This window comes from Streptomyces sp. NPDC050433 (genome assembly GCF_044458565.1).
In the GTDB taxonomy this organism is placed as follows: domain Bacteria; phylum Actinomycetota; class Actinomycetes; order Streptomycetales; family Streptomycetaceae; genus Streptomyces.
This window is the reverse complement of sequence record NZ_JBITIB010000028.1, coordinates 5,405-23,403: the sequence shown is the minus strand read 5'-3', so window position 1 is coordinate 23,403 and position 17,999 is coordinate 5,405. Positions and strand designations below refer to the sequence as shown.

Genomic DNA, 17,999 nt, shown 5'->3' with positions numbered 1-17,999 from the left:
ACCTTTCGGCAAGCAGGAAACGGAGCGCGGTACGGATGACGGTGGACGTCCCCCAACTGGTGGCCCAGGCACGGGAGGGCCGGCCCAGGGCGGTGGCCCGGCTGATCTCACTGGTGGAAGGGGCGTCGCCGCAACTGCGCGAGGTGATGGCGGCGCTGGCACCGCTGACCGGCGGCGCGTACGTCGTCGGGCTCACCGGGTCGCCCGGTGTCGGAAAGTCGACGTCGACGTCCGCGCTGGTGGCCGCGTACCGGAAGGCGGGCAAGCGCGTCGGCGTACTGGCCGTCGACCCGTCGTCCCCCTTCTCCGGGGGAGCGCTGCTCGGCGACCGGGTCCGGATGTCCGACCACGCGTCGGACCCCGGCGTCTACATCCGCTCCATGGCGACGCGCGGCCATCTCGGCGGGCTCGCCTGGTCGGCGCCGCAGGCGATCCGGGTGCTGGACGCGGCCGGCTGCAACGTGATCCTGGTGGAGACCGTGGGGGTCGGGCAGTCGGAGGTGGAGATCGCCTCGCAGGCGGACACCTCGGTGGTGCTGCTCGCGCCCGGCATGGGGGACGGCATCCAGGCGGCCAAGGCCGGGATCCTGGAGATCGGTGACCTCTACGTCGTCAACAAGGCGGACCGGGACGGCGCCGACGCGACCGCCCGCGAGCTGAACCACATGCTCGGCCTCGGCGAGGCCCGCGACCCCGGCGACTGGCGCCCGCCGATCGTGAAGACCGTGGCGGCGCGCAACGAGGGCATCGACGAGGTGGTCGACGCGCTGGAGAAGCACCGCGCGTGGCTGGAGAAGCACGACGTCCTCACCGAACGGCGGGCCCGGCGCGCGGCCCACGAGGTGGAGACCATCGCCGTCACGGCCCTCCGCGAACGCATCGGCGACCTGCGCGGCGACCGGCGCCTGGGGGCGCTGGCGCGGCGGATCGTGGCCGGCGAACTCGACCCGTACGCGGCGGCGGACGAACTGGTGGCGGGGCTGACGGGTAAGTAACACCGAATGCCGGTGGCAGAGGAGGGGGGATGTGTCCTCTGCCACCGGCTGTTCCGGGCGGATGCCCGGCCGAGGGCTCAGGCGTCAAGTGCCGTACGCGAGACGTCAGTCGTCGTCGCCGTCGTCGTCACCGCGGTCGTCGTGGTCGTCGTCCCGGCCGTGGTCGTCGTCCCGGTCGTCGTCCTTGTCGTCCGCGTGGTCGTCCCGGCCGTCGCTGTCGTCGTCCCGGTCCGCCGCCACCGCGCCGGAGGACATGTCGACCGTCACCGCGTGCGAACGGCCGTCGTCGCCCCGCACCGTCACCTCCCAGTGGTCGGCCTTGCGGTCGTCGTCGTCCGCGTCGATCGACGTCACGGCGCCGGGGTGCTTCTTCAGCGCGGCTGCCGCCGCCCCCTGCGCGTCGACCGCGGCGCCGCGCACCGCGGCACGCTCGTTACGGTCGTCGTCGTCATCGTCGTCGTCCCTGTCGTCGTTGTCCGCGCGGACCGCGCCGGTCGACGCGTCGACCCGCAGGTCGTGCCACTTGCCGTCCTGGCCGATGACGTCGACCTCCCAGTGCCGGCCGGCGGACGGGCCGTCGTCGTCATCGTCGTCGTCCAGCTCGACGGACTCCACCTTGCCCGGATGCTGCTTCAGCGCCGCCGCCGCGGCCTGTTCGGCGGTGACCTTCGAGCCTGTCGGCCGGGTGTCGCCGTTACGGTCGTCCCTGTCGTCGTCGCGGTCGTCGTCCCGGTCGTCCCCGCCGCTCACCAGCGACGCCGAGGAAACGGTCTTCGGTGCGGTGTCCGCGCCGCCGCCGGTGCCGCCCATGGCGACCGCGGTGTACGTACCGCCGCCGATCAGAGCCGCGGTGGTGACGCAGGCGATGACAAGATTGCGCTTCATGAGGGTTCCTCCCCGTCGGGCCGTTTCGCTTGACCTCAATCTGGCTGAGCGAAGCTGAACGCAGCCTGAAGCCACCTGAAGTGATCTTCAGGTTCGGTTTGGGAGGCTGTGCGCATGCGCCTGTTGATTGTTGAGGACGAGAAGCGGCTCGCGGTGTCCCTGGCCAGGGGCCTGCGGGCCGAGGGCTTCGCCGTGGACGTCGTGCACGACGGCCTCGAAGGGCTGCACATGGCGGGTGAGGGCGCGTACGACCTGATCGTGCTCGACATCATGCTGCCCGGCATGAACGGCTACCGCGTCTGCGCCGCCCTGCGCGCGGCGGGCAACGACGTACCGATCCTGATGCTGACGGCCAAGGACGGTGAGTACGACGAGGCCGAGGGACTGGACACCGGTGCCGACGACTATCTGACCAAGCCGTTCTCGTACGTCGTCCTCGTCGCCCGCGTCAAGGCGCTGCTGCGCCGCAGGGGTTCCTCCGGGGCCTCGCCCGTCCTGCGTATCGGCTCCCTCACCGTCGACACGGCGGCCCGCCGTGTCCACCGGGGGGACACCGAAGTCACGCTCACCGCCAAGGAGTTCGCGGTCCTCGAACAACTCGCGATCCGGGCGGGCCAGATCGTCGGCAAGCCCGAGATCCTGGAGCACGTCTGGGACTTCGCGTACGACGGCGACCCCAACATCATCGAGGTCTACATCAGCGCGCTGCGCCGCAAGCTCGGCGCCCCCACGATCCAGACGGTGCGCGGCGCCGGGTACCGGCTGGTGGCCGTATGAGACGCCCCTTCTCCTCCGTACGGTCCCGAGCCGCGCTCGCCGCGACCGCCGTGGTGGCCGTGGCGCTGGTGGCCGCCGCCTTCGCCCTGCTGTTCGCGCTGCGCTCGAACCTGTCCGGCCAGGCGCAGGGCCAGGCCGACCAGTACTCGAACGAGGTCGCCCTGCAGATAGCCAAACCGGTGCCCATCGGCGACCTGGACCTGCCGGACAGCGAGGAACATCCGACCCAGGTGACCGACGCCAAGGGCCGACTGCTCATCGCGAGCGAGGGTCTGGAGAAGATCACCGGCACCGGGGTGCCGGCCGTGCGGCCCGCGTCGCCCCCGCCCACGACGGCGCCGACCCCCACTCCCACCCCGGCCGGCGACGACGATGACGACGACAGCGGTGGTGACGACAGCGGCGACGACAGCGGCGGTGACGACGACAGCGGGGACGACTCCGACGACGACACCACGGACCCGACCGACGGCGAGGTGTCCAAGGCCGGCGGGCACCGCGACGGAAGCGTGACCGCCGACGGCCGGACAGCGGACTTCCGCTTCTCCACCCGCCAGGTGACCGGCCTCGCGGGCGGCCCGTACATCGTCCACACGGGTGCCTCGCTCGAACCGCAGCAGAGCGCCGTCGGGGCGGCCAAGATCGCGATGCTCGTCGGTGTGCCGGCCCTGCTGGTCGTCGTGGGCGGAGTGACCTGGCTGGTCACGCGGCGCGCGCTGCGGCCCGTGGAGGGCATCCGGCGCGAGATGGCCGCCATCACCGCCTCCGAGGACCTGACCCGACGGGTGCCGGAGCCGGACACCCACGACGAGGTCGCCAAGCTGGCCCGTACGACCAACGAGACGCTGACCGCGCTCGAAGCGTCCGTGGACCGACAGCGGCGCTTCGTCGCCGACGCCTCGCACGAGCTGCGCAGCCCGATCGCCTCGCTCCGCACCCAGCTCGAAGTGGGCGAGGCCCACCCGGAGTTGCTGGACGTGCCGGGGGCGGTGGCCGACACCGTACGGCTTCAGCAGCTCGCCGCGGACCTGCTGCTGCTCGCCCGGCTGGACGCGGGGGAGCACGCCGGGCGTACTCGGGTGGATCTGGCCGCGCTGGTACGCGAGGAGGTCTCGCAGCGGTCGACGGACCGGATCCCGGTGACACCGGACGTCCGGGGCAGCGCCGAAGTGGCGGGCTCACGCGGTCAGTTGGCGCGGGTGCTGGGCAATCTGCTGGACAACGCGCAGCGGCACGCGGCGGGGGAGGTACGGGCGACGGTGCGCCGCGAGGGCGGCCGGGTGGTGCTCGCGGTCTCCGACGACGGGGCCGGGGTGCCGGAGGAAGAGCGGGAGCGGATCTTCGAGCGGTTCGTACGGCTCGACGACGCCCGCAGCAGGGACGACGGTGGCGCGGGGCTGGGCCTCGCGATCGCCCGCGACGTGGCACACCGGCACGGCGGCACTCTGGACGTCGGCCGCGCCGAGGCGGGCGGCGCGCTGTTCGAACTGCGCCTGCCCGCCGCCGTCGGGGATCCGGATCCGGACCGGCCGGTGGCCGCCGGCGCGTCAGCCCTTGGCGCGACGCCCGCGCAGGTGCTCGGCGACCGGGGTGAGTGACGCGCTCAGCGCGGCGAGCGCCTCGGGGGACAGCAGATCGATGAAGTGCTTCCGTACGGAGGCGACATGGTGCGGGGCGACCTGCTGCATGGTCTCCATGCCGTGATCGGTGAGGACGGTGAAGAGGCCGCGGCGGTCGGACTCGCAGTTCTCCCGGCGGACCAGGCCCGCGGTCTCCAGCCGGGTGATCTGGTGCGAGAGACGGCTCTTGGACTGGAGCGTGGCGGCGGCGAGGTCGCTCATCCGCAGCCGCCTGTCCTCGGCCTCGGAGAGGTTGACGAGGATCTCGTAGTCGTTGTTGGTCAGTCCGAACGGCTGGAGGTCCTTCTCCAACTGGTGCATCAGCAGCCTGCTGACGTCCAGATGGGTGCGCCAGGTGCACTGCTCCGCGTCGCTCAGCCAGCGGGTGGCCGTCTCGGTCTCCATATATGAAGTCTACCTAAGAAGTTGAAAATTGGACGAAGTCGGCGGGTGTGACTCCGGGCACGGAAAGGCGCACACGTTCGAGGTCACACTCCGCAGACTACCGCTCACAACCCGAAGCGGCGCTGGAGATCTCCCAGCTGTCCCGGCATCCGTGGCACACCGCTCGGCTGGCCACCCGGCTGACCTCCGCCGCCGCCCGGTACGCCGGGCTCGCCCGGCACCACGCCGCGCGCCGTCTCGGCCATCAGCGCCTCGCTCGACTGGAGCAGCACCGTACCCGCCCCGACGAACTCGAACTGGTGCTCCTCGCCCGACGACCCGCCGAGCCCGCTCATCGCCCGCAGCCCGCCCATCACCCCGGTCATATAGACGTGGTCGTAGTGGTGGCACGGCGACGGGCAGTCCGCCCAGCCCACCAGCGCCTGCGGATCGACCCGGATCGGCGGCTCCATGAAGACCACCGGACCGTTCGACGCGGCCACGAACTTCCCCGTACCGATCAGGGTCAGAAAGCCCGGCACGATCGACTGCTTGAGCGCCAGCGACGGCTCGTACGCCAGCAGATTCCCGGAACGGACGGTCAGATTGCCGTTCTCCAGGTCGAAGGAGTTGACGTCGAAGGCCCGGTCGGCGAGCAGCATCTTGCCGCTGCCCTCCGCCACCACCCAGTCGGCCGCGTGCAGCGGCGAGTGGAAGCTGCTGCGCACCAGCCGGTCGAGCCGGCCGTGGCCGATGCCGTTGAAGTCGATCCGCCCGTAATAGGCGATCATCTTGCCCTTCTGGAGGAACCACTGGCTCCCCTTCAGCTCCACACAGAAGGTGTACGCGTTGACGTTGTCGTCGCTCGGCAGAGTCGTCGGGTCATGAATCACGGGCGCGCTCACAGCTTCTCCTCCGACGCCTGGACATACACCGCACCGTTGCCGCTCAGCTCCAGCTGGAACGCCTCGCCCGAGCCCCGGCCCACCATGTCGCGCCAGCCGACGGCGGTGGAGAGCTTGTTCCGTACGTCGCCGTGGTGGGCGACATAGGCCTGAGGGTCGACATGGACCGTACGGCCCTGGCCGATCGGCAGCTCGATGATGCCGCCGTGCGCCATCACGGCGACCGAGCCATGGCCCTTGAGTGTCGTGGTGAACAGCCCCTGGCCCGACACCTGGCCGCGCACCATGCCCATCACGCCGCCCTGCGCGCCCATGAACATCGTGCCCTGCTCCAGCGTCCCGTCGAAGGCGAGCAGCCGGTCCGCCTCCACGTACAGGGTGTCCCCGGACAGTCCGATCACCTGGATGTGATGGCCGCCGTGGCCGAACATCACGGTGCCGTTCCCCTCGACCGTCATCAGCGGGGTCGCCTCGCCCGCCACGCGCCGGCCGATCATCGACATCAGACCGCCCTGGCCACCCGCCATGTTCGGCGTGAACGTGACATCGCCGCGGTAGGCGAGCATCGCGCCCCGCTGGCTGAACATCTTCTGGCCGGGCGCCACCGTCGCCTCGACCATCTTGGAGTTGATCTCCCGGAACGGCATCAGACATCGCCCCCGACGGTGTTGCGCTCGCTCGGCTGTACGTAGACCAGCCCGTCGCCCTCGAAGCGCATCTGGAAGGCCTCGCCGCCGCCCTCGCCCATGATCGTCCGGAAGTTCACCCCGGACTGGAGGTGCTGCTGGAGGTTGCCCTGGTGGGCGACGTACGCGCCGGGGTCGACGGAGAGCGGGTACTGGGGTGTCACCCGCAGCACCACGGCCGCGCCGTCCGACATGATCGCCGCCTGGCCCGTGCCCTCGACGGTCGTCGTGAACAGTCCGTTGCCGCTCGCGCCGCCGCGCAGACCGGTGAAGCTGGTGCCGGTGCGCAGGCCGCCGTCCGTACAGAGGAGGTTGCTCGCCTCCACGTACAGCTTGTCGCCGTGCAGCGCGACGAGACTGATCTCGCTCGCGCGGTCCGCGAAGAAGCAGGTGCCCTCGCCCTTCACCTCCATCATGACCATCTGTTCGCCGGTGAGGCGCCGGGTCACCATGCCCCGGATGCCCTCACCGCCACCGGACAACTTCTTGAACGCCATCCGGCCGTCGTAGGCGACCATCGAGCCGTTCTTCGCCCGCACGGAGTCGCCCGTCATGTCGACGGCGAGCACCTTGCTGCCTTGGAGTCGGAGCTGAGCCACAGGCCGAAGATATCCGCCCCCGGATAAAAAGCGGGCAAAGCCTGATGCCACAATGAGACGTCGCTTGTGCATGCGTTCACAAGATCGCGACGCCCCCCCGACGACGAAGGTGCCTGCCTCGTGGACATCAAGACCGCCTCATCCCTCCACCGTCTCCGCCTGGTATCGGCGCCGGAGGCCGTGTCGTTCCTGCTGCTGCTCGTCTGCTCCGTACTCAAGCGCACCACGGACTTCAACGCCGTCCCGGTGATGGGCGCGATCCACGGGATGCTCTTCGTCCTGTACGTGATCTTCTGGCTGGACGCCTGGAAGCGCACCAAGTGGTCGCTGGGCACCGCCGCCCTCTACTTCGTGCTGTCGGTCCTGCCCGCCGGCGGCTTCTTCGCCGAGCGCAAGCTCAAGCGCGAGGCCGAGAACGAGGTCATCGCCTCGCGCGCCCGCCGCGAGGGTACGGTCAGCGCATGATCGTCGCGTTCTCCATCACACCGCTCGGGGTGGGCGAGGACGTCGGCGAGTACGTGGCCGACGCCGTCCGCGTCGTACGCGAGTCCGGGCTGCCGAACCACACCGACGCGATGTTCACCTCCGTCGAAGGGGAGTGGGACGAGGTGATGGACGTCGTCAAGCGGGCGGTCGCCGCCGTCGAGGCGCGGGCGCCACGGGTCTCGCTGGTCCTGAAGGCCGACGTACGCCCCGGAGTCACCGACGGCCTCCGTACGAAGGTCGAGACACTGGAACGCCACCTGGCCGACTGACGGCGGCGGGCCGGCTCGTGGGCGGCGGGGGGCCGCCCCGGCCCGGTCGTCGGAGGCGTCGTCGGATACGTCGCCGCCGCCGCCGCTTCGGCGGTCCTTACCGCCACTCGCACGGACGACCCCAGTCGACACGCCGAGGTATATCCACTTTTCTGAGGATATCGACCTCGCTCAATCGCCTGGAGTTGCAGGAGGCACCGTGCGGCCGGAGGCCTATGACTACGACACCCACAGCTGTCTCGCCGGCCCCCTGACCGAGCCGGACACGACGGTCGCCTACCGGGTGCAGTACCGCAGCCTCCTCGCCCAAGAGCCCCACCGTGTACGCGCCGTCCTGCTGATGGTCATGGCGCCCCTCCTCTCCGGAGTGCTGCTGGTCTATCTGGTCTGGCCGACCCACTGGACCGAACGCGAGGGCGGCGCCCGCTGGCTCGTCGCCTTCGACACCGTGATGCTCGTGTCGATCGGGCTCATCGCCCTCTTCATGCTCGTCAACGTCACCTCCATCGCCCACGCCACACTGGTCGCCAGGGATCCCGTCCCGGTGGTCGCCGAGCTGGGCACCCGCGTCGCCTTCCTCACCACCTACGTCCCCGGCAAGGAACCGCTCCCCATGCTGCGGGCCACCCTCGAAGGCGCCGTACGGCTGCGCCACCGCGGCCCCCTCGACATCTGGCTCCTCGACGAGGGTGACGACCCGTCCGCCCGGCGGCTCTGCCGGGAGCTGGGGGTGCGTCACTTCAGCCGGCTCGGTGTGCCGGAGTGGAACCGGACGAAGGGCGTCCATAAGGCCCGTACCAAGCACGGCAACTACAACGCCTGGCTCGCGATGCACGGCGACGACTACGACTTCTTCGCCTCCGTCGACACCGACCACGTCCCGCTGCCCAACTTCCTGGAGAGGATGCTGGGCTTCTTCCGCGACCCCGACGTCGCCTTCGTCGTCGGACCGCAGGTGTACGGCAACTACGACACCGCGGTCACCAAGGCGGCCGAGTCCCAGCAGTTCCTCTTCCACGCGCTGATCCAGCGGGCCGGCAACCGCTACCACGCGCCCATGTTCGTCGGCACCAACAACGCCGCACGCATCACCGCCCTCAAGCAGGTCGGCGGCCTGTACGACTCCATCACCGAGGACATGGCCACCGGCTTCGAACTGCACCGCGGGAAGAACCCGCTGACGGGGCGGTTCTGGCGGTCCGTCTACACGCCCGACGTCCTCGCCGTCGGCGAGGGCCCCGTCTCCTGGACCGACTTCTTCACCCAGCAGCTGCGCTGGTCGCGGGGCACGTACGAGACGATCGTCAAGCAGTACGGCAAGGCGGTGTTCCGGGTGCCGCCGGGCCGCCTCCTCAGCTACACGCTGATGCTCGTCTACTACCCGATGACCGCGATCAACTGGCTCCTCGGCATCCTCAGCTGCGTCCTGTTCCTCTGGCTCGGGGCCTCCGGCACCCAGGTGTCGTCCTCGCTGTGGCTGATGCTCTACAGCGACGCCGCCGCCTGCCAGATCGGCCTCTACCTCTGGAACCGGCGCCACAACGTCTCGCCGCACGAGCCCGAGGGATCCGGCGGGCTCGCCGGCATGGCGATGTCCGCGCTCTGCGCGCCGATCTACCTCAAGTCGCTGGGCTCGGCGGTGCTGCGCACCAGAGGCCGGTTCGTGGTCACCCCCAAGGGCGGGGAGACCAGCGCGGACCGGCTCATGACGTTCCGGCTGCATCTGTTCTGGGCCGCCGTGCTGGCGGCGTCACTCGCGGCGTCCGTGCACTTCGGCCACAAGCACGCCGCGATGCGCACCTGGGCGGCACTGGCCCTGGCCGTCTCGCTCGCCCCGGTCGCCGTCTGGGGCTGGACCGTCCTGCGCGGGCGCCGCGACGGGGCGCGGATCCCGGTGCCGGCCACCGAGGGCGGTCCGGAGCAGCCGGAGCCCGCGTTCGCCACCACCACAGGAGGGAACTGAGCCATGGCCTACCGGCCCTCGCGCAAGTTCAAGAAGACGCTGCTCGGTGGCGGAGCGGTGGTGGTGCTGATGGCACTCAACGCGCCGGCGGCCATCTCCTTCGCGACGGACAAGTACCACGCGTACAAGATCGCGCAGCCCGGCTACAAGGCCCGCTACGGCTCCTGGGAGGTGCTGGACGTCCCCAAGGAGTACCGCACCAACGCGATCCACGCCGCGCTGCTGCACACCGGCAAGGTGCTGCTGATCGCCGGGTCCGGCAACAGCCAGAAGAAGTTCGACGCGGGCACCTTCGACACCGTCCTGTGGGACCCGGCGGACAACTCGTACCGGAAGATCCCCACCCCCGAGGACTTCTTCTGCTCGGGCCACTCCCAACTGCCGGACGGGCGGCTGCTGGTGGCGGGCGGCACCGCGCGCTACGAAGTCCTCGACGGGGAGGTCGACCGGGCGGGCGGCGGGATGCGAGTGAAGAACGAGAACCCGGACAGGGCACGGACCTTCAAGAAGGGCACCCGCTTCCGGTCGCCGTCGGGTGTCGAGTACGTGTCCAAGTTCGACGTCACCGTGCCCAGGGCGAAGCGGGACTTCAAGATCAGTTACGCCAAGAGCGGCCGGATGCTGCCCTGGAGGACGAAGGTCACGGCGGGCGAGGCGCGGGTCTTCGTGGAGGCCGCCGAGAAGGGGCCGCGGGCGCTGACGACGGAGGCCGCGCAGTACGGGATCGTCGGCCTCAAGGGCAAGGACGCCAAGAACTACTACGGCCTGGCGCAGAAGTTGACCACCGAGAAGCAGGACTTCCAGGGCATCAAGGCGGCGTACGAGTTCGACCCGGTGGCGGAGAAGTACATCCGGGTGGACCCGATGAAGGAGGCCCGCTGGTACCCGACGCTGGTCACCCTTGAGGACGGCCGGGTGCTCACCGTCTCGGGCCTCGACGACGTCGGCGCGGTACTCACCGGGGACAACGAGATCTACGACCCCAAGTCCAAGAAGTGGTCCAAGGGCCCGACGCGCTACTTCCCGACGTATCCCGCACTCTTCCTCACGAAGGGCGGCAAGATCTTCTACTCGGGGTCGAACGCGGGGTACGGCCCGGCCACGGCCGGCCGGCAGCCGGGCCTGTGGGACCTGAAGAAGAACATCTTCACGAAGGTCGAGGGGCTCTCCCAGCTCGACCAGACGGAGACCTCGGCGTCGCTGGTGCTGCCGCCCGCGCAGGACCAGAAGGTGATGGTCCTGGGCGGCGGCGGGGTCGGTGAGTCGTCCAAGTCCACGTCCCGTACGGCGATCGTGGACCTGAACCAGGACAGTCCGGCCTTCAAGGCCGGGCCGGACCTGCCGCAGGGGACGCGCTATCTGAGCAGCGTGATCATGCCGGACGACACGGTCTTCACGAGCGGCGGTTCCTCCAACTACCGGGGGCGCAGCGCCAGCGACATCCTCAAGGCGCAGTTCTACGACCCCAAGACCAACACCTTCACCAGGGCGGCCGACCCGACCGTGGGCCGCAACTACCACTCCGAGGCGCTGCTGCTGCCCGACGGGCGGGTGGCGACCTTCGGCTCGGACCCGCTCTTCGACGACGCCGACAACACGAAACTCGGCACGTTCGAGCAGCGGGTGGAGATCTTCACGCCGCCCTCCTTGGAAGGCGACCGCGCGAAGCGGCGGCCGGTGCTCGGGGAGGGGCCGGCGGAACTCGACCAGAACGGGCGGGCCACCTTCCGTACGGACGACTCACGGCGGCTCGCGACGGCGCGGCTGATGCGGCCGAGCGCCGTCACGCACAGCACGGACGTGGAGCAGCGCTCGATCGACCTCGGTATGACGAAGCGGGGCGGCTCGGTGACGGTGGACGTGCCGTCGGACCCGACGCTGGTGCCGCCCGGCTGGTACATGCTGTTCGTGACGGACACGGCGGGGGTGTCGTCGGAGGCGAAGTGGATCCAGGTGAAAGGCGAGTCCTGACGCCTATCCGCCCGCCCGGCGGGCGAGACCGAGTGCGTAGTCCGGCCACCACGTACCGGCGGACGGGCCGCCCCGGCAGGGCCCGTCCGAATCGCCGGGCCGCTTGATCCACAGATACGCGTCGACCAGGGCGTCACCGGTCTCGGCGGTCGGCGGCGTACCGAGCGACCTGCCCGGCGGATTGCACCAGGCCTCGTCGCGGTCATCCGTGAAGGGGCCCTCGCCGTTGCGGCTGGTGTCGACGGTGAAGTGGGCGCCGTCGAGGAGGCCGGACAGCCGGGTGCCGAAGGCCTTGACGGCCTCGTCCGTCTGGAAGTTGGAGACGTTCAGCGAGAAGCCGTCCGCCTTGGCGACCCCGGCCGTGCGCAGCGGCTCGGCGATCTTCGACGGCTCCTTGATCCAGGCCGGGTTGCCCGCGTCCAGATAGACCTTGGTGCCCGGCTGCTGCTTCAGCCGGCCGATCGCGTCCGCCAGCAGCTGATTGCGCTCTCCGTGGTGCTCGGCGGGTGTGCAGCCGTCCACCAGGTGGGAGACGGCGTCCGGTTCCAGGATCACCAGGGCGCGCGCGTCGCCGATGGCGTCGGCGAACGAGTCGATCCAGTCGAGGTAGGCCTTGCCGTCGCGGGCGCCGCCGGCCGAGTAGAGGCCGCAGTCGCGGTGCGGGATGTTGTACGCGACGAGGACCACCGTGCGCTTTCCGGCGGCGCCCTTCACGGCCCGGCGGATCTCGGGGACGGGGTCGTCGCCGGCGGGCCAGTCGGCCACGGGGCGCTCGGAGATCCGCCGGAGGACCTTGGCGTCGTCGGTACGGCCCTGGGCCTGCCACTCCTTGACCTGGCGCGCCGCGTCGCTCTCCGGGTCCACCCAGAACGGCGAACCGCCGGTGGGCGCGGGCTCACCCCGTACGGCAGAGGTCGCCCCGGACTCGTCCCTCGTGGGGGCGTCGGAGCCGGCTGAGCAGCCGGCGAGGGCCAGCGCGAGTGCGAGGACGGCGGTGGTGGCGGAGCTGCGGCTCGGTGTGCGGCTGGACATCCAGCCCCCTTGAACGGCTATTGACCGAATAATCACAGGACTGGTCAATCGTGACATAACGGTCACATTCCGTGGTGGTACGACACCGCCAGCGCGATCCCGAGCGGCGTCCGCTCGTACAGCACCTGGTGCGAGTGGCGCCGCGACGTCAGCAGGCCCGCGTCGCGCAGCACCGACAGATGCGCGGACACGGAGGAGGGCGCGAGGCCCAGCCGGTGCGCGAGCGCGGTGGTCCCGGCGGGTTCGTCGAGCGCGCACAGGACGTCGGCCCTGGCCCGGCCGAGCAGCCGGGCGAGCGCGTCCGGCGTACGGTCAGTGGCCTCCGTCCACAGCCCCCCGATGCCGCGCGCCGGATAGATCACGGCGGGCTGCCACGGCGGCTCGTGCCCGCCGATGATCTCGGGCCAGGTGAAGACGCTCGGTACGAGGACGAGGCCCAGCCCGCCGAGTACGCGGTGGTGGTCGCCGCGCGTGCCGACGACGGTGAGGGTGGAGTCGGCGTAGACGAGCCGGGGGCTCAACTCGCCGAGCAGGCGCCCGAATCCGACCTCGGCGAGACGCCGCGAGTGATAGGCGATATCCGCTTCGAGCAGCGCGCGCAGACGGGGCCAGTCGGGCTCGATCAACCGCTCCCAGACCTGCTCCAGCAGCCCGGCGAACCGCAGGACGGTCCGCGCGGGATCGGCCAGCATCTCCCGCCCGGTCTCGCTCTCCGCCGCGCCGGGCGTCTCGGCGAGCGCGAGGGCCAGGTCCCGATGGGCGGCCTCCGGGGGAGTGGACCGCACCAGGGCGATCTCCTCGGCGAAGGTGACGACGGGACTCCCGGGCGGTGGGCAGAGGAAGTCGGGGTTGTGGCCGACGCGCGGCATCACCAGCCACAGAGCCCGCAGATCGAGCCCGTCGGCGGCGCTCCTGACGCGCCGCAGCCACGGCAGGTGATACCCGTGCCGCTCGGGCCGCGCGAGGGTGCGGACGGCCTCCTGCGTCTCCCAGAGGGGCGACAGCGCGAACCGGCACCGAAGCAGATCGCGCTCCCCGAACCGCAACTGAAACGCCACGGTGGTCCCTCGCTCGTATACGGAAGATTCGGCTGCACCCGAAAGTCTAGAGCTCCGAGGCGCCCACGACGAGGCTACGTCCCATGCCACCCCCGAACCCACCGCCCCCCGATCCCCTTGGCCCGCCACCCACGGACGTGCCCGAGCCCACCGGGGCGGCGCCGGCGGGCGGCCTCGCCGACGGCCTGGCGACCCCGGCGGCGCCCGGCGCGGGGCGCCCCGGGCGTGACCGGCCCCGTGGGTACCTCGCCGTATTCGCCGTGAGGGAATTCCGCGCCGTGTTCGCCGCGCATCTGCTGTCCCTCCTCGGTGTCGTCGTCACCGAGATCTCGCTCACCGTCCTCGTCTACGACCTCACCGGGTCGCCCCTGCTCAGCGCCCTCACCTTTGCCCTCGGGCTGTTGCCGTACCTCTTCGGTGGGACGTTCCTCGCCGGGGTCGCCGACCGGTATCCGGCGCGGCGGGTGCTGGTCGTCTGTGATGTCGTCTGTGCCGGGTGCGTCGCCGTCATGGTGGTGCCCGGCACGCCCGTCGCGGGGCTGCTCGCGCTGCGGTGCGCCGTCGCGGCCGTGGCGCCCGTGTTCACCGGGACCCGTATGGCCGCGCTCACCGACATCCTCGGGGACGGGGATCTCTACGTCCTCGGCCGCTCCCTTCTGCGGATCGTGTCCCAGAGCGCGCTCCTCGCCGGCTTCGCCGTCGGTGGCGTGCTCCTCTCCGTCGTGCCCCCGCGCGGGGCGATCTCCCTCACCGTCGTCACGTTCCTCTGCTCGGCCGCCCTGCTGCGCTTCGGTACGAAGGACAGGCCGGCCCGTCTTCGTAAGGAGGACGGCGGCGCGAGTCTGCTGCGGGACTCCCTCGACGGCGCCCGGCTCGTCTTCGCCGACCGGCGGATCCGCGCGCTGACGCTGCTCTTCTGGGTGCCCGCGATGTTCGTCGTCGCGCCGGAGGCGCTGATGGCGCCGTACGCCGACCAGATCGGCGTCGGACCCGCCGCGCTCGGCCTGCTGATGTGCGCGATGCCGGTCGGGCACATCGCCGCCGAACTCGTCGCGGGCGCCGCCCTCAGCCCCCGCTCACGCGCGCGGATCGTGCTCCCTTCGGCCGCGCTCGGACTGCTGCCCCTGCTCGTCTACGCCGTCACGCCCGGCATGACCCTGGCCCTGGTCGCCCTCGCGCTCTCCGGTGTCGGCGCCGTGTACGTCATCGGTCTCGATCAGTGGTTCGTGGCCGCCGTCCCGGACGAACTCCGCGGCCGGGCAATGACGTTGATGACGGCGGGGCTGATGACGATCCAGGGCCTCGGCATGGCACTGGCCGGTCTCGCCGCCGAGTTCCTGCCCGTGCATCAGGTCGTCGCCGCCTCCGGGGCGATCGGAACCGTGTGTTCCGCCCTGCTTGTGTACGAGGTCCACCGAACCGCCCCCGGTGACCCCGGCGACCCCGCAAAACCGGAGTAGGGGCAGACCGCCAAATGACCACTCGGTAAGGTCGATGACGTGTCCAAGCCGCTCAGCCTTGCCTTCGATCCCATCGCCCGAGCCGATGAGCTGTGGCAGCAGCGCTGGGGCCCCGTACCGTCCATGGGCGCGATCACCTCGATCATGCGGGCCCACCAGATCCTGCTCGCCGAGGTCGACGCGGTCGTCAAGCCGTACGAGCTGACCTTCGCCCGGTACGAGGCGCTGGTGCTGCTCACCTTCTCCAAGGCCGGCGAGCTGCCCATGTCCAAGATCGGCGAGCGGCTGATGGTCCACCCGACGTCCGTCACCAACACCGTCGACCGCCTGGTCAGGTCCGGCCTGGTCGACAAGCGCCCCAACCCCAACGACGGCCGCGGCACCCTCGCCTCCATCACCGACAAGGGCCGCGACGTCGTGGAGGCCGCGACCCGCGACCTGATGGCGATGGAGTTCGGCCTCGGGGCGTACGACGCGGAGGAGTGCGCCGAGATCTTCGCGATGCTGCGCCCGCTGCGCGTCTCCGCCCAGGATTTCGAGGAGAACTGAGCCCCGCCGTCCGGGGGGACTTTTCGGGTCGTTACGCTCAGGGCCATGAAACAGAGCATCCTGACCCGCTACCGGGTCATGGCGTACATCACCGCCGTCTGGCTGCTGGTCTTCACCGTCGCCATCGTGCTGAAGTACGGCTTCGACACCGGCGACACCATGGTGATCTCCCAGATCCACGGTCTGCTCTTCATCGTCTACGTCGTCTTCGCCTTCGACCTCGGCTCCAAGGCGAAGTGGCCCTTCGGGAAGCTCCTGTGGGTGCTGGCCGCCGGCTGCATCCCGGTCGCGTCGTTCTTCGTCGAACCGAAGATCACCCGTGAGGTCCAGCCGCTCATCACACGGGACGAGACCGCCCCCGTCGAGGCCTGAGCCGCCCCGGCGACGCCCCCCACCCACCGCCGTGAGGAAACTCGCGGCGGTCAGCGTTCGACATTTACTAGGACGTCCTAGTAAATTCGAAGCATGGACCCTCACGCGCACGCCGACACCGCCGCCATGGAGGAGGGCCGCCAGCGCTGGCAGGCCCGCTACGACAAGGCCCGCAAGCGGGACGCGGACTTCAGCACGCTGTCCGGCGACCCCGTCGACCCCGTCTACGGGCCGCGTCCGGGTGACACGTACGAGGGATTCGAGCGGATCGGCTGGCCGGGGGAGTATCCGTTCACCCGCGGCCTGCACGCGACCGGCTATCGGGGCCGCACGTGGACGATCCGCCAGTTCGCGGGCTTCGGCAACGCGCGCCAGACCAACGAGCGCTACAAGACCATCCTCGCCAACGGCGGCGGCGGCCTCTCCGTGGCCTTCGACATGCCGACCCTGATGGGCCGCGACTCCGACGACCCGCGCTCCCTCGGCGAGGTCGGCCACTGCGGCGTCGCGATCGACTCCGCCGCCGACATGGAGGTCCTGTTCGGCGACCTCCCGCTCGGGGACGTCACGACGTCCATGACCATCAGCGGCCCCGCCGTCCCGGTCTTCTGCATGTATCTGGTCGCCGCCGAGCGCCAGGGCATCGACCCCGCCGTACTGAACGGCACGCTCCAGACCGACATCTTCAAGGAGTACATCGCGCAGAAGGAGTGGCTCTTCCAGCCCGAGCCCCATCTGCGGCTGATCGGCGACCTGATGGAGCACTGCGCGGTGTCCATCCCCGCGTACAAGCCCCTCTCCGTCTCCGGCTACCACATCCGCGAGGCCGGGGCCACGGCCGCACAGGAGCTGGCGTACACCCTCGCCGACGGCTTCGGCTACGTGGAGCTGGGCCTCTCGCGAGGCATGGACGTCGACGTCTTCGCCCCCGGCCTGTCCTTCTTCTTCGACGCGCACCTCGACTTCTTCGAGGAGATCGCCAAGTTCCGTGCGGCGCGCCGGATCTGGGCGCGCTGGATGAAGGAGATGTACGGCGCGAAGACGGACAAGGCGCAGTGGCTGCGCTTCCACACCCAGACGGCGGGCGTCTCGCTCACCGCGCAGCAGCCCTACAACAACGTCGTACGGACCGCGGTCGAGGCCCTGTCGGCGGTCCTCGGCGGTACGAACTCGCTGCACACCAACGCCCTGGACGAGACCCTGGCGCTGCCCAGCGAGCAGGCCGCGGAGATCGCGCTGCGCACCCAGCAGGTGCTGATGGAGGAGACCGGCGTCGCCAATGTCGCCGACCCGCTGGGCGGTTCCTGGTACGTCGAGCAGCTGACCGACCGCATCGAGGCCGACGCGGAGAAGATCTTCGAGCAGATAAAGGAGCGCGGCCTGCGGGCGCACCCCGACGGCCAGCACCCCATCGGCCCGATCACGTCCGGCATCCTGCGCGGCATCGAGGACGGCTGGTTCACCGGCGAGATCGCCGAGTCCGCCTTCCAGTACCAGCGCGCGCTGGAGAAGGGCGACAAGAGCGTCGTCGGCGTCAACGTCCACCACGGCTCGGTCACCGGTGATCTGGAGATCCTGCGGGTCAGCCACGAGGTCGAGCGCGACCAGGTGCGGGAGCTGGCGGACCGCAAGGCCGCGCGCGACGCCGCCGCTGTCCGTACGTCGCTGGACGCGATGCTGGCCGCGGCGCGCGACGGGTCGAACATGATCGGACCGATGCTGGAGGCGGTCCGCGCGGAGGCGACGCTGGGCGAGATCTGCGGGGTGCTGCGGGACGAGTGGGGCACGTACACGGAGCCGCCCGGCTTCTGACGGCACGACGCCCCGGTACACGCGCAGCTCGCCGTACACGACTTCGAAGCCGCTGTCCCGGTCGTCGAAGGGGGGGGGGGGGGGGGGGGGGGGCGCCCCCGCCGCCCCCCCCCCCCCCCCCCGCCCCCCCCCCCCCCCCCCCCCCCCCCCCCCCCCCCCCGCCCCCCCCCCCCCCGT

The 17,999-nt window shown here is 70.7% G+C and carries 17 protein-coding genes and 1 pseudogene; 11 read left to right on the top strand and 7 right to left on the bottom strand.

Annotated features, from left to right (window positions below; all coding sequences use genetic code 11):
• The first annotated feature begins 35 nt into the window (after positions 1 to 35).
• Positions 36 to 995: a methylmalonyl Co-A mutase-associated GTPase MeaB gene (gene meaB / locus ACIBLA_RS28870; RefSeq protein ID WP_399200324.1), complete on the top strand. Its 960-nt coding sequence runs from the start codon at positions 36 to 38 to the stop codon at positions 993 to 995.
• 105 nt (positions 996 to 1,100) lie between these two features.
• On the opposite strand, the gene ACIBLA_RS28865 is transcribed toward meaB, so the two are convergent.
• On the bottom strand, positions 1,101 to 1,880 hold the full coding sequence (locus ACIBLA_RS28865) for a PepSY domain-containing protein (protein WP_363241325.1): 780 nt from the start codon (positions 1,878 to 1,880) through the stop codon (positions 1,101 to 1,103).
• Positions 1,881 to 1,994: 114 nt separating this feature from the next.
• Here ACIBLA_RS28865 and ACIBLA_RS28860 point away from each other — a divergent pair, with 114 nt between their 5' ends.
• Positions 1,995 to 2,657, top strand: coding sequence for a response regulator transcription factor (locus ACIBLA_RS28860; RefSeq protein ID WP_363241326.1), 663 nt, complete (start codon positions 1,995 to 1,997; stop codon positions 2,655 to 2,657).
• A pseudogene (locus ACIBLA_RS28855) lies at positions 2,654 to 4,156 on the top strand (ATP-binding protein); the annotation flags it as partial. The gene ACIBLA_RS28860 and the pseudogene ACIBLA_RS28855, both read left to right, overlap by 4 nt.
• 48 nt (positions 4,157 to 4,204) lie before the next feature.
• On the opposite strand, the gene ACIBLA_RS28850 reads toward ACIBLA_RS28855, so the two are convergent.
• The 4 genes from ACIBLA_RS28850 to ACIBLA_RS28835 all read right to left on the bottom strand — a co-directional run bounded on the left by ACIBLA_RS28850 (position 4,205) and on the right by ACIBLA_RS28835 (position 6,805).
• Positions 4,205 to 4,681 (bottom strand): MarR family transcriptional regulator, encoded by a 477-nt coding sequence (locus ACIBLA_RS28850; RefSeq protein WP_363241329.1) that lies wholly within the window; start codon positions 4,679 to 4,681, stop codon positions 4,205 to 4,207.
• Between the two features lie 104 nt (positions 4,682 to 4,785).
• A complete protein-coding gene (locus tag ACIBLA_RS28845; protein ID WP_399200323.1) occupies positions 4,786 to 5,565 on the bottom strand; it encodes an AIM24 family protein in 780 nt (259 codons plus the stop codon).
• Entirely contained in the window at positions 5,562 to 6,212 is a 651-nt protein-coding gene (locus ACIBLA_RS28840; RefSeq protein ID WP_363241331.1) for an AIM24 family protein, read from the bottom strand. The genes ACIBLA_RS28845 and ACIBLA_RS28840 overlap by 4 nt, the downstream gene beginning before the upstream one ends.
• Positions 6,212 to 6,805 (bottom strand): AIM24 family protein, encoded by a 594-nt coding sequence (locus tag ACIBLA_RS28835; RefSeq protein ID WP_399200359.1) that lies wholly within the window; start codon positions 6,803 to 6,805, stop codon positions 6,212 to 6,214. Before ACIBLA_RS28835 ends, ACIBLA_RS28840 begins: the two co-directional genes overlap by 1 nt.
• A gap of 165 nt (positions 6,806 to 6,970) precedes the next feature.
• On the opposite strand from ACIBLA_RS28835, the gene ACIBLA_RS28830 reads away from it, so the two are divergent.
• The 4 genes from ACIBLA_RS28830 to ACIBLA_RS28815 all read left to right on the top strand — a co-directional run bounded on the left by ACIBLA_RS28830 (position 6,971) and on the right by ACIBLA_RS28815 (position 11,539).
• Entirely contained in the window at positions 6,971 to 7,315 is a 345-nt protein-coding gene (locus tag ACIBLA_RS28830) for a DUF3817 domain-containing protein (protein WP_363241332.1), read from the top strand.
• Positions 7,312 to 7,605, top strand: coding sequence for an MTH1187 family thiamine-binding protein (locus tag ACIBLA_RS28825; RefSeq protein ID WP_363241333.1), 294 nt, complete (start codon positions 7,312 to 7,314; stop codon positions 7,603 to 7,605). The genes ACIBLA_RS28830 and ACIBLA_RS28825 overlap by 4 nt, the downstream gene beginning before the upstream one ends.
• Positions 7,606 to 7,804: 199 nt before the next feature.
• Entirely contained in the window at positions 7,805 to 9,568 is a 1,764-nt protein-coding gene (locus tag ACIBLA_RS28820; protein WP_363241334.1) for a cellulose synthase catalytic subunit, read from the top strand.
• A 3-nt stretch (positions 9,569 to 9,571) separates the two neighbouring features.
• On the top strand, positions 9,572 to 11,539 hold the full coding sequence (locus ACIBLA_RS28815; protein ID WP_399200322.1) for a galactose oxidase-like domain-containing protein: 1,968 nt from the start codon (positions 9,572 to 9,574) through the stop codon (positions 11,537 to 11,539).
• A 3-nt stretch (positions 11,540 to 11,542) separates the two neighbouring features.
• On the opposite strand, the gene ACIBLA_RS28810 is transcribed toward ACIBLA_RS28815, so the two are convergent.
• Together ACIBLA_RS28810 and ACIBLA_RS28805 are read right to left on the bottom strand one after the other, a co-directional pair.
• Positions 11,543 to 12,571 (bottom strand): glycoside hydrolase family 6 protein, encoded by a 1,029-nt coding sequence (locus tag ACIBLA_RS28810; RefSeq protein ID WP_363241336.1) that lies wholly within the window; start codon positions 12,569 to 12,571, stop codon positions 11,543 to 11,545.
• Between the two features lie 62 nt (positions 12,572 to 12,633).
• Positions 12,634 to 13,629 carry a DUF5937 family protein gene (locus ACIBLA_RS28805; RefSeq protein ID WP_399200321.1) on the bottom strand — a complete coding sequence of 332 codons (996 nt, stop codon included), beginning with the start codon at positions 13,627 to 13,629 and terminating at the stop codon, positions 12,634 to 12,636.
• Between the two features lie 83 nt (positions 13,630 to 13,712).
• Between ACIBLA_RS28805 and ACIBLA_RS28800 the strand changes: the two genes are divergently transcribed.
• From ACIBLA_RS28800 to ACIBLA_RS28785, 4 genes are all read left to right on the top strand, one after another.
• On the top strand, positions 13,713 to 15,089 hold the full coding sequence (locus tag ACIBLA_RS28800; RefSeq protein ID WP_363241337.1) for an MFS transporter: 1,377 nt from the start codon (positions 13,713 to 13,715) through the stop codon (positions 15,087 to 15,089).
• Between the two features lie 39 nt (positions 15,090 to 15,128).
• Positions 15,129 to 15,638 carry a MarR family transcriptional regulator gene (locus ACIBLA_RS28795; RefSeq protein WP_363241338.1) on the top strand — a complete coding sequence of 170 codons (510 nt, stop codon included), beginning with the start codon at positions 15,129 to 15,131 and terminating at the stop codon, positions 15,636 to 15,638.
• A gap of 45 nt (positions 15,639 to 15,683) precedes the next feature.
• Positions 15,684 to 16,010, top strand: coding sequence for a DUF3817 domain-containing protein (locus tag ACIBLA_RS28790; RefSeq protein ID WP_363241339.1), 327 nt, complete (start codon positions 15,684 to 15,686; stop codon positions 16,008 to 16,010).
• Between the two features lie 93 nt (positions 16,011 to 16,103).
• Positions 16,104 to 17,822, top strand: coding sequence for a methylmalonyl-CoA mutase family protein (locus ACIBLA_RS28785; protein WP_363241340.1), 1,719 nt, complete (start codon positions 16,104 to 16,106; stop codon positions 17,820 to 17,822).
• Positions 17,823 to 17,999: the final 177 nt, after the last annotated feature.

Bases quoted from the DNA above. Each gene is read 5' to 3' on its own strand.
- meaB (WP_399200324.1), top strand. From the start codon at position 36: ATGACGGTGGACGTCCCCCAACTGGTGGCCCAGGCACGGGAGGGCCGG.
- ACIBLA_RS28865 (WP_363241325.1), bottom strand. From the start codon at position 1,880: ATGAAGCGCAATCTTGTCATCGCCTGCGTCACCACCGCGGCTCTGATC.
- ACIBLA_RS28860 (WP_363241326.1), top strand. From the start codon at position 1,995: ATGCGCCTGTTGATTGTTGAGGACGAGAAGCGGCTCGCGGTGTCCCTG.
- ACIBLA_RS28850 (WP_363241329.1), bottom strand. From the start codon at position 4,681: ATGGAGACCGAGACGGCCACCCGCTGGCTGAGCGACGCGGAGCAGTGC.
- ACIBLA_RS28840 (WP_363241331.1), bottom strand. From the start codon at position 6,212: ATGCCGTTCCGGGAGATCAACTCCAAGATGGTCGAGGCGACGGTGGCG.
- ACIBLA_RS28835 (WP_399200359.1), bottom strand. From the start codon at position 6,805: ATGACGGGCGACTCCGTGCGGGCGAAGAACGGCTCGATGGTCGCCTAC.
- ACIBLA_RS28825 (WP_363241333.1), top strand. From the start codon at position 7,312: ATGATCGTCGCGTTCTCCATCACACCGCTCGGGGTGGGCGAGGACGTC.
- ACIBLA_RS28815 (WP_399200322.1), top strand. From the start codon at position 9,572: ATGGCCTACCGGCCCTCGCGCAAGTTCAAGAAGACGCTGCTCGGTGGC.
- ACIBLA_RS28810 (WP_363241336.1), bottom strand. From the start codon at position 12,571: ATGTCCAGCCGCACACCGAGCCGCAGCTCCGCCACCACCGCCGTCCTC.
- ACIBLA_RS28800 (WP_363241337.1), top strand. From the start codon at position 13,713: ATGCCACCCCCGAACCCACCGCCCCCCGATCCCCTTGGCCCGCCACCC.
- ACIBLA_RS28790 (WP_363241339.1), top strand. From the start codon at position 15,684: ATGAAACAGAGCATCCTGACCCGCTACCGGGTCATGGCGTACATCACC.
- ACIBLA_RS28785 (WP_363241340.1), top strand. From the start codon at position 16,104: ATGGACCCTCACGCGCACGCCGACACCGCCGCCATGGAGGAGGGCCGC.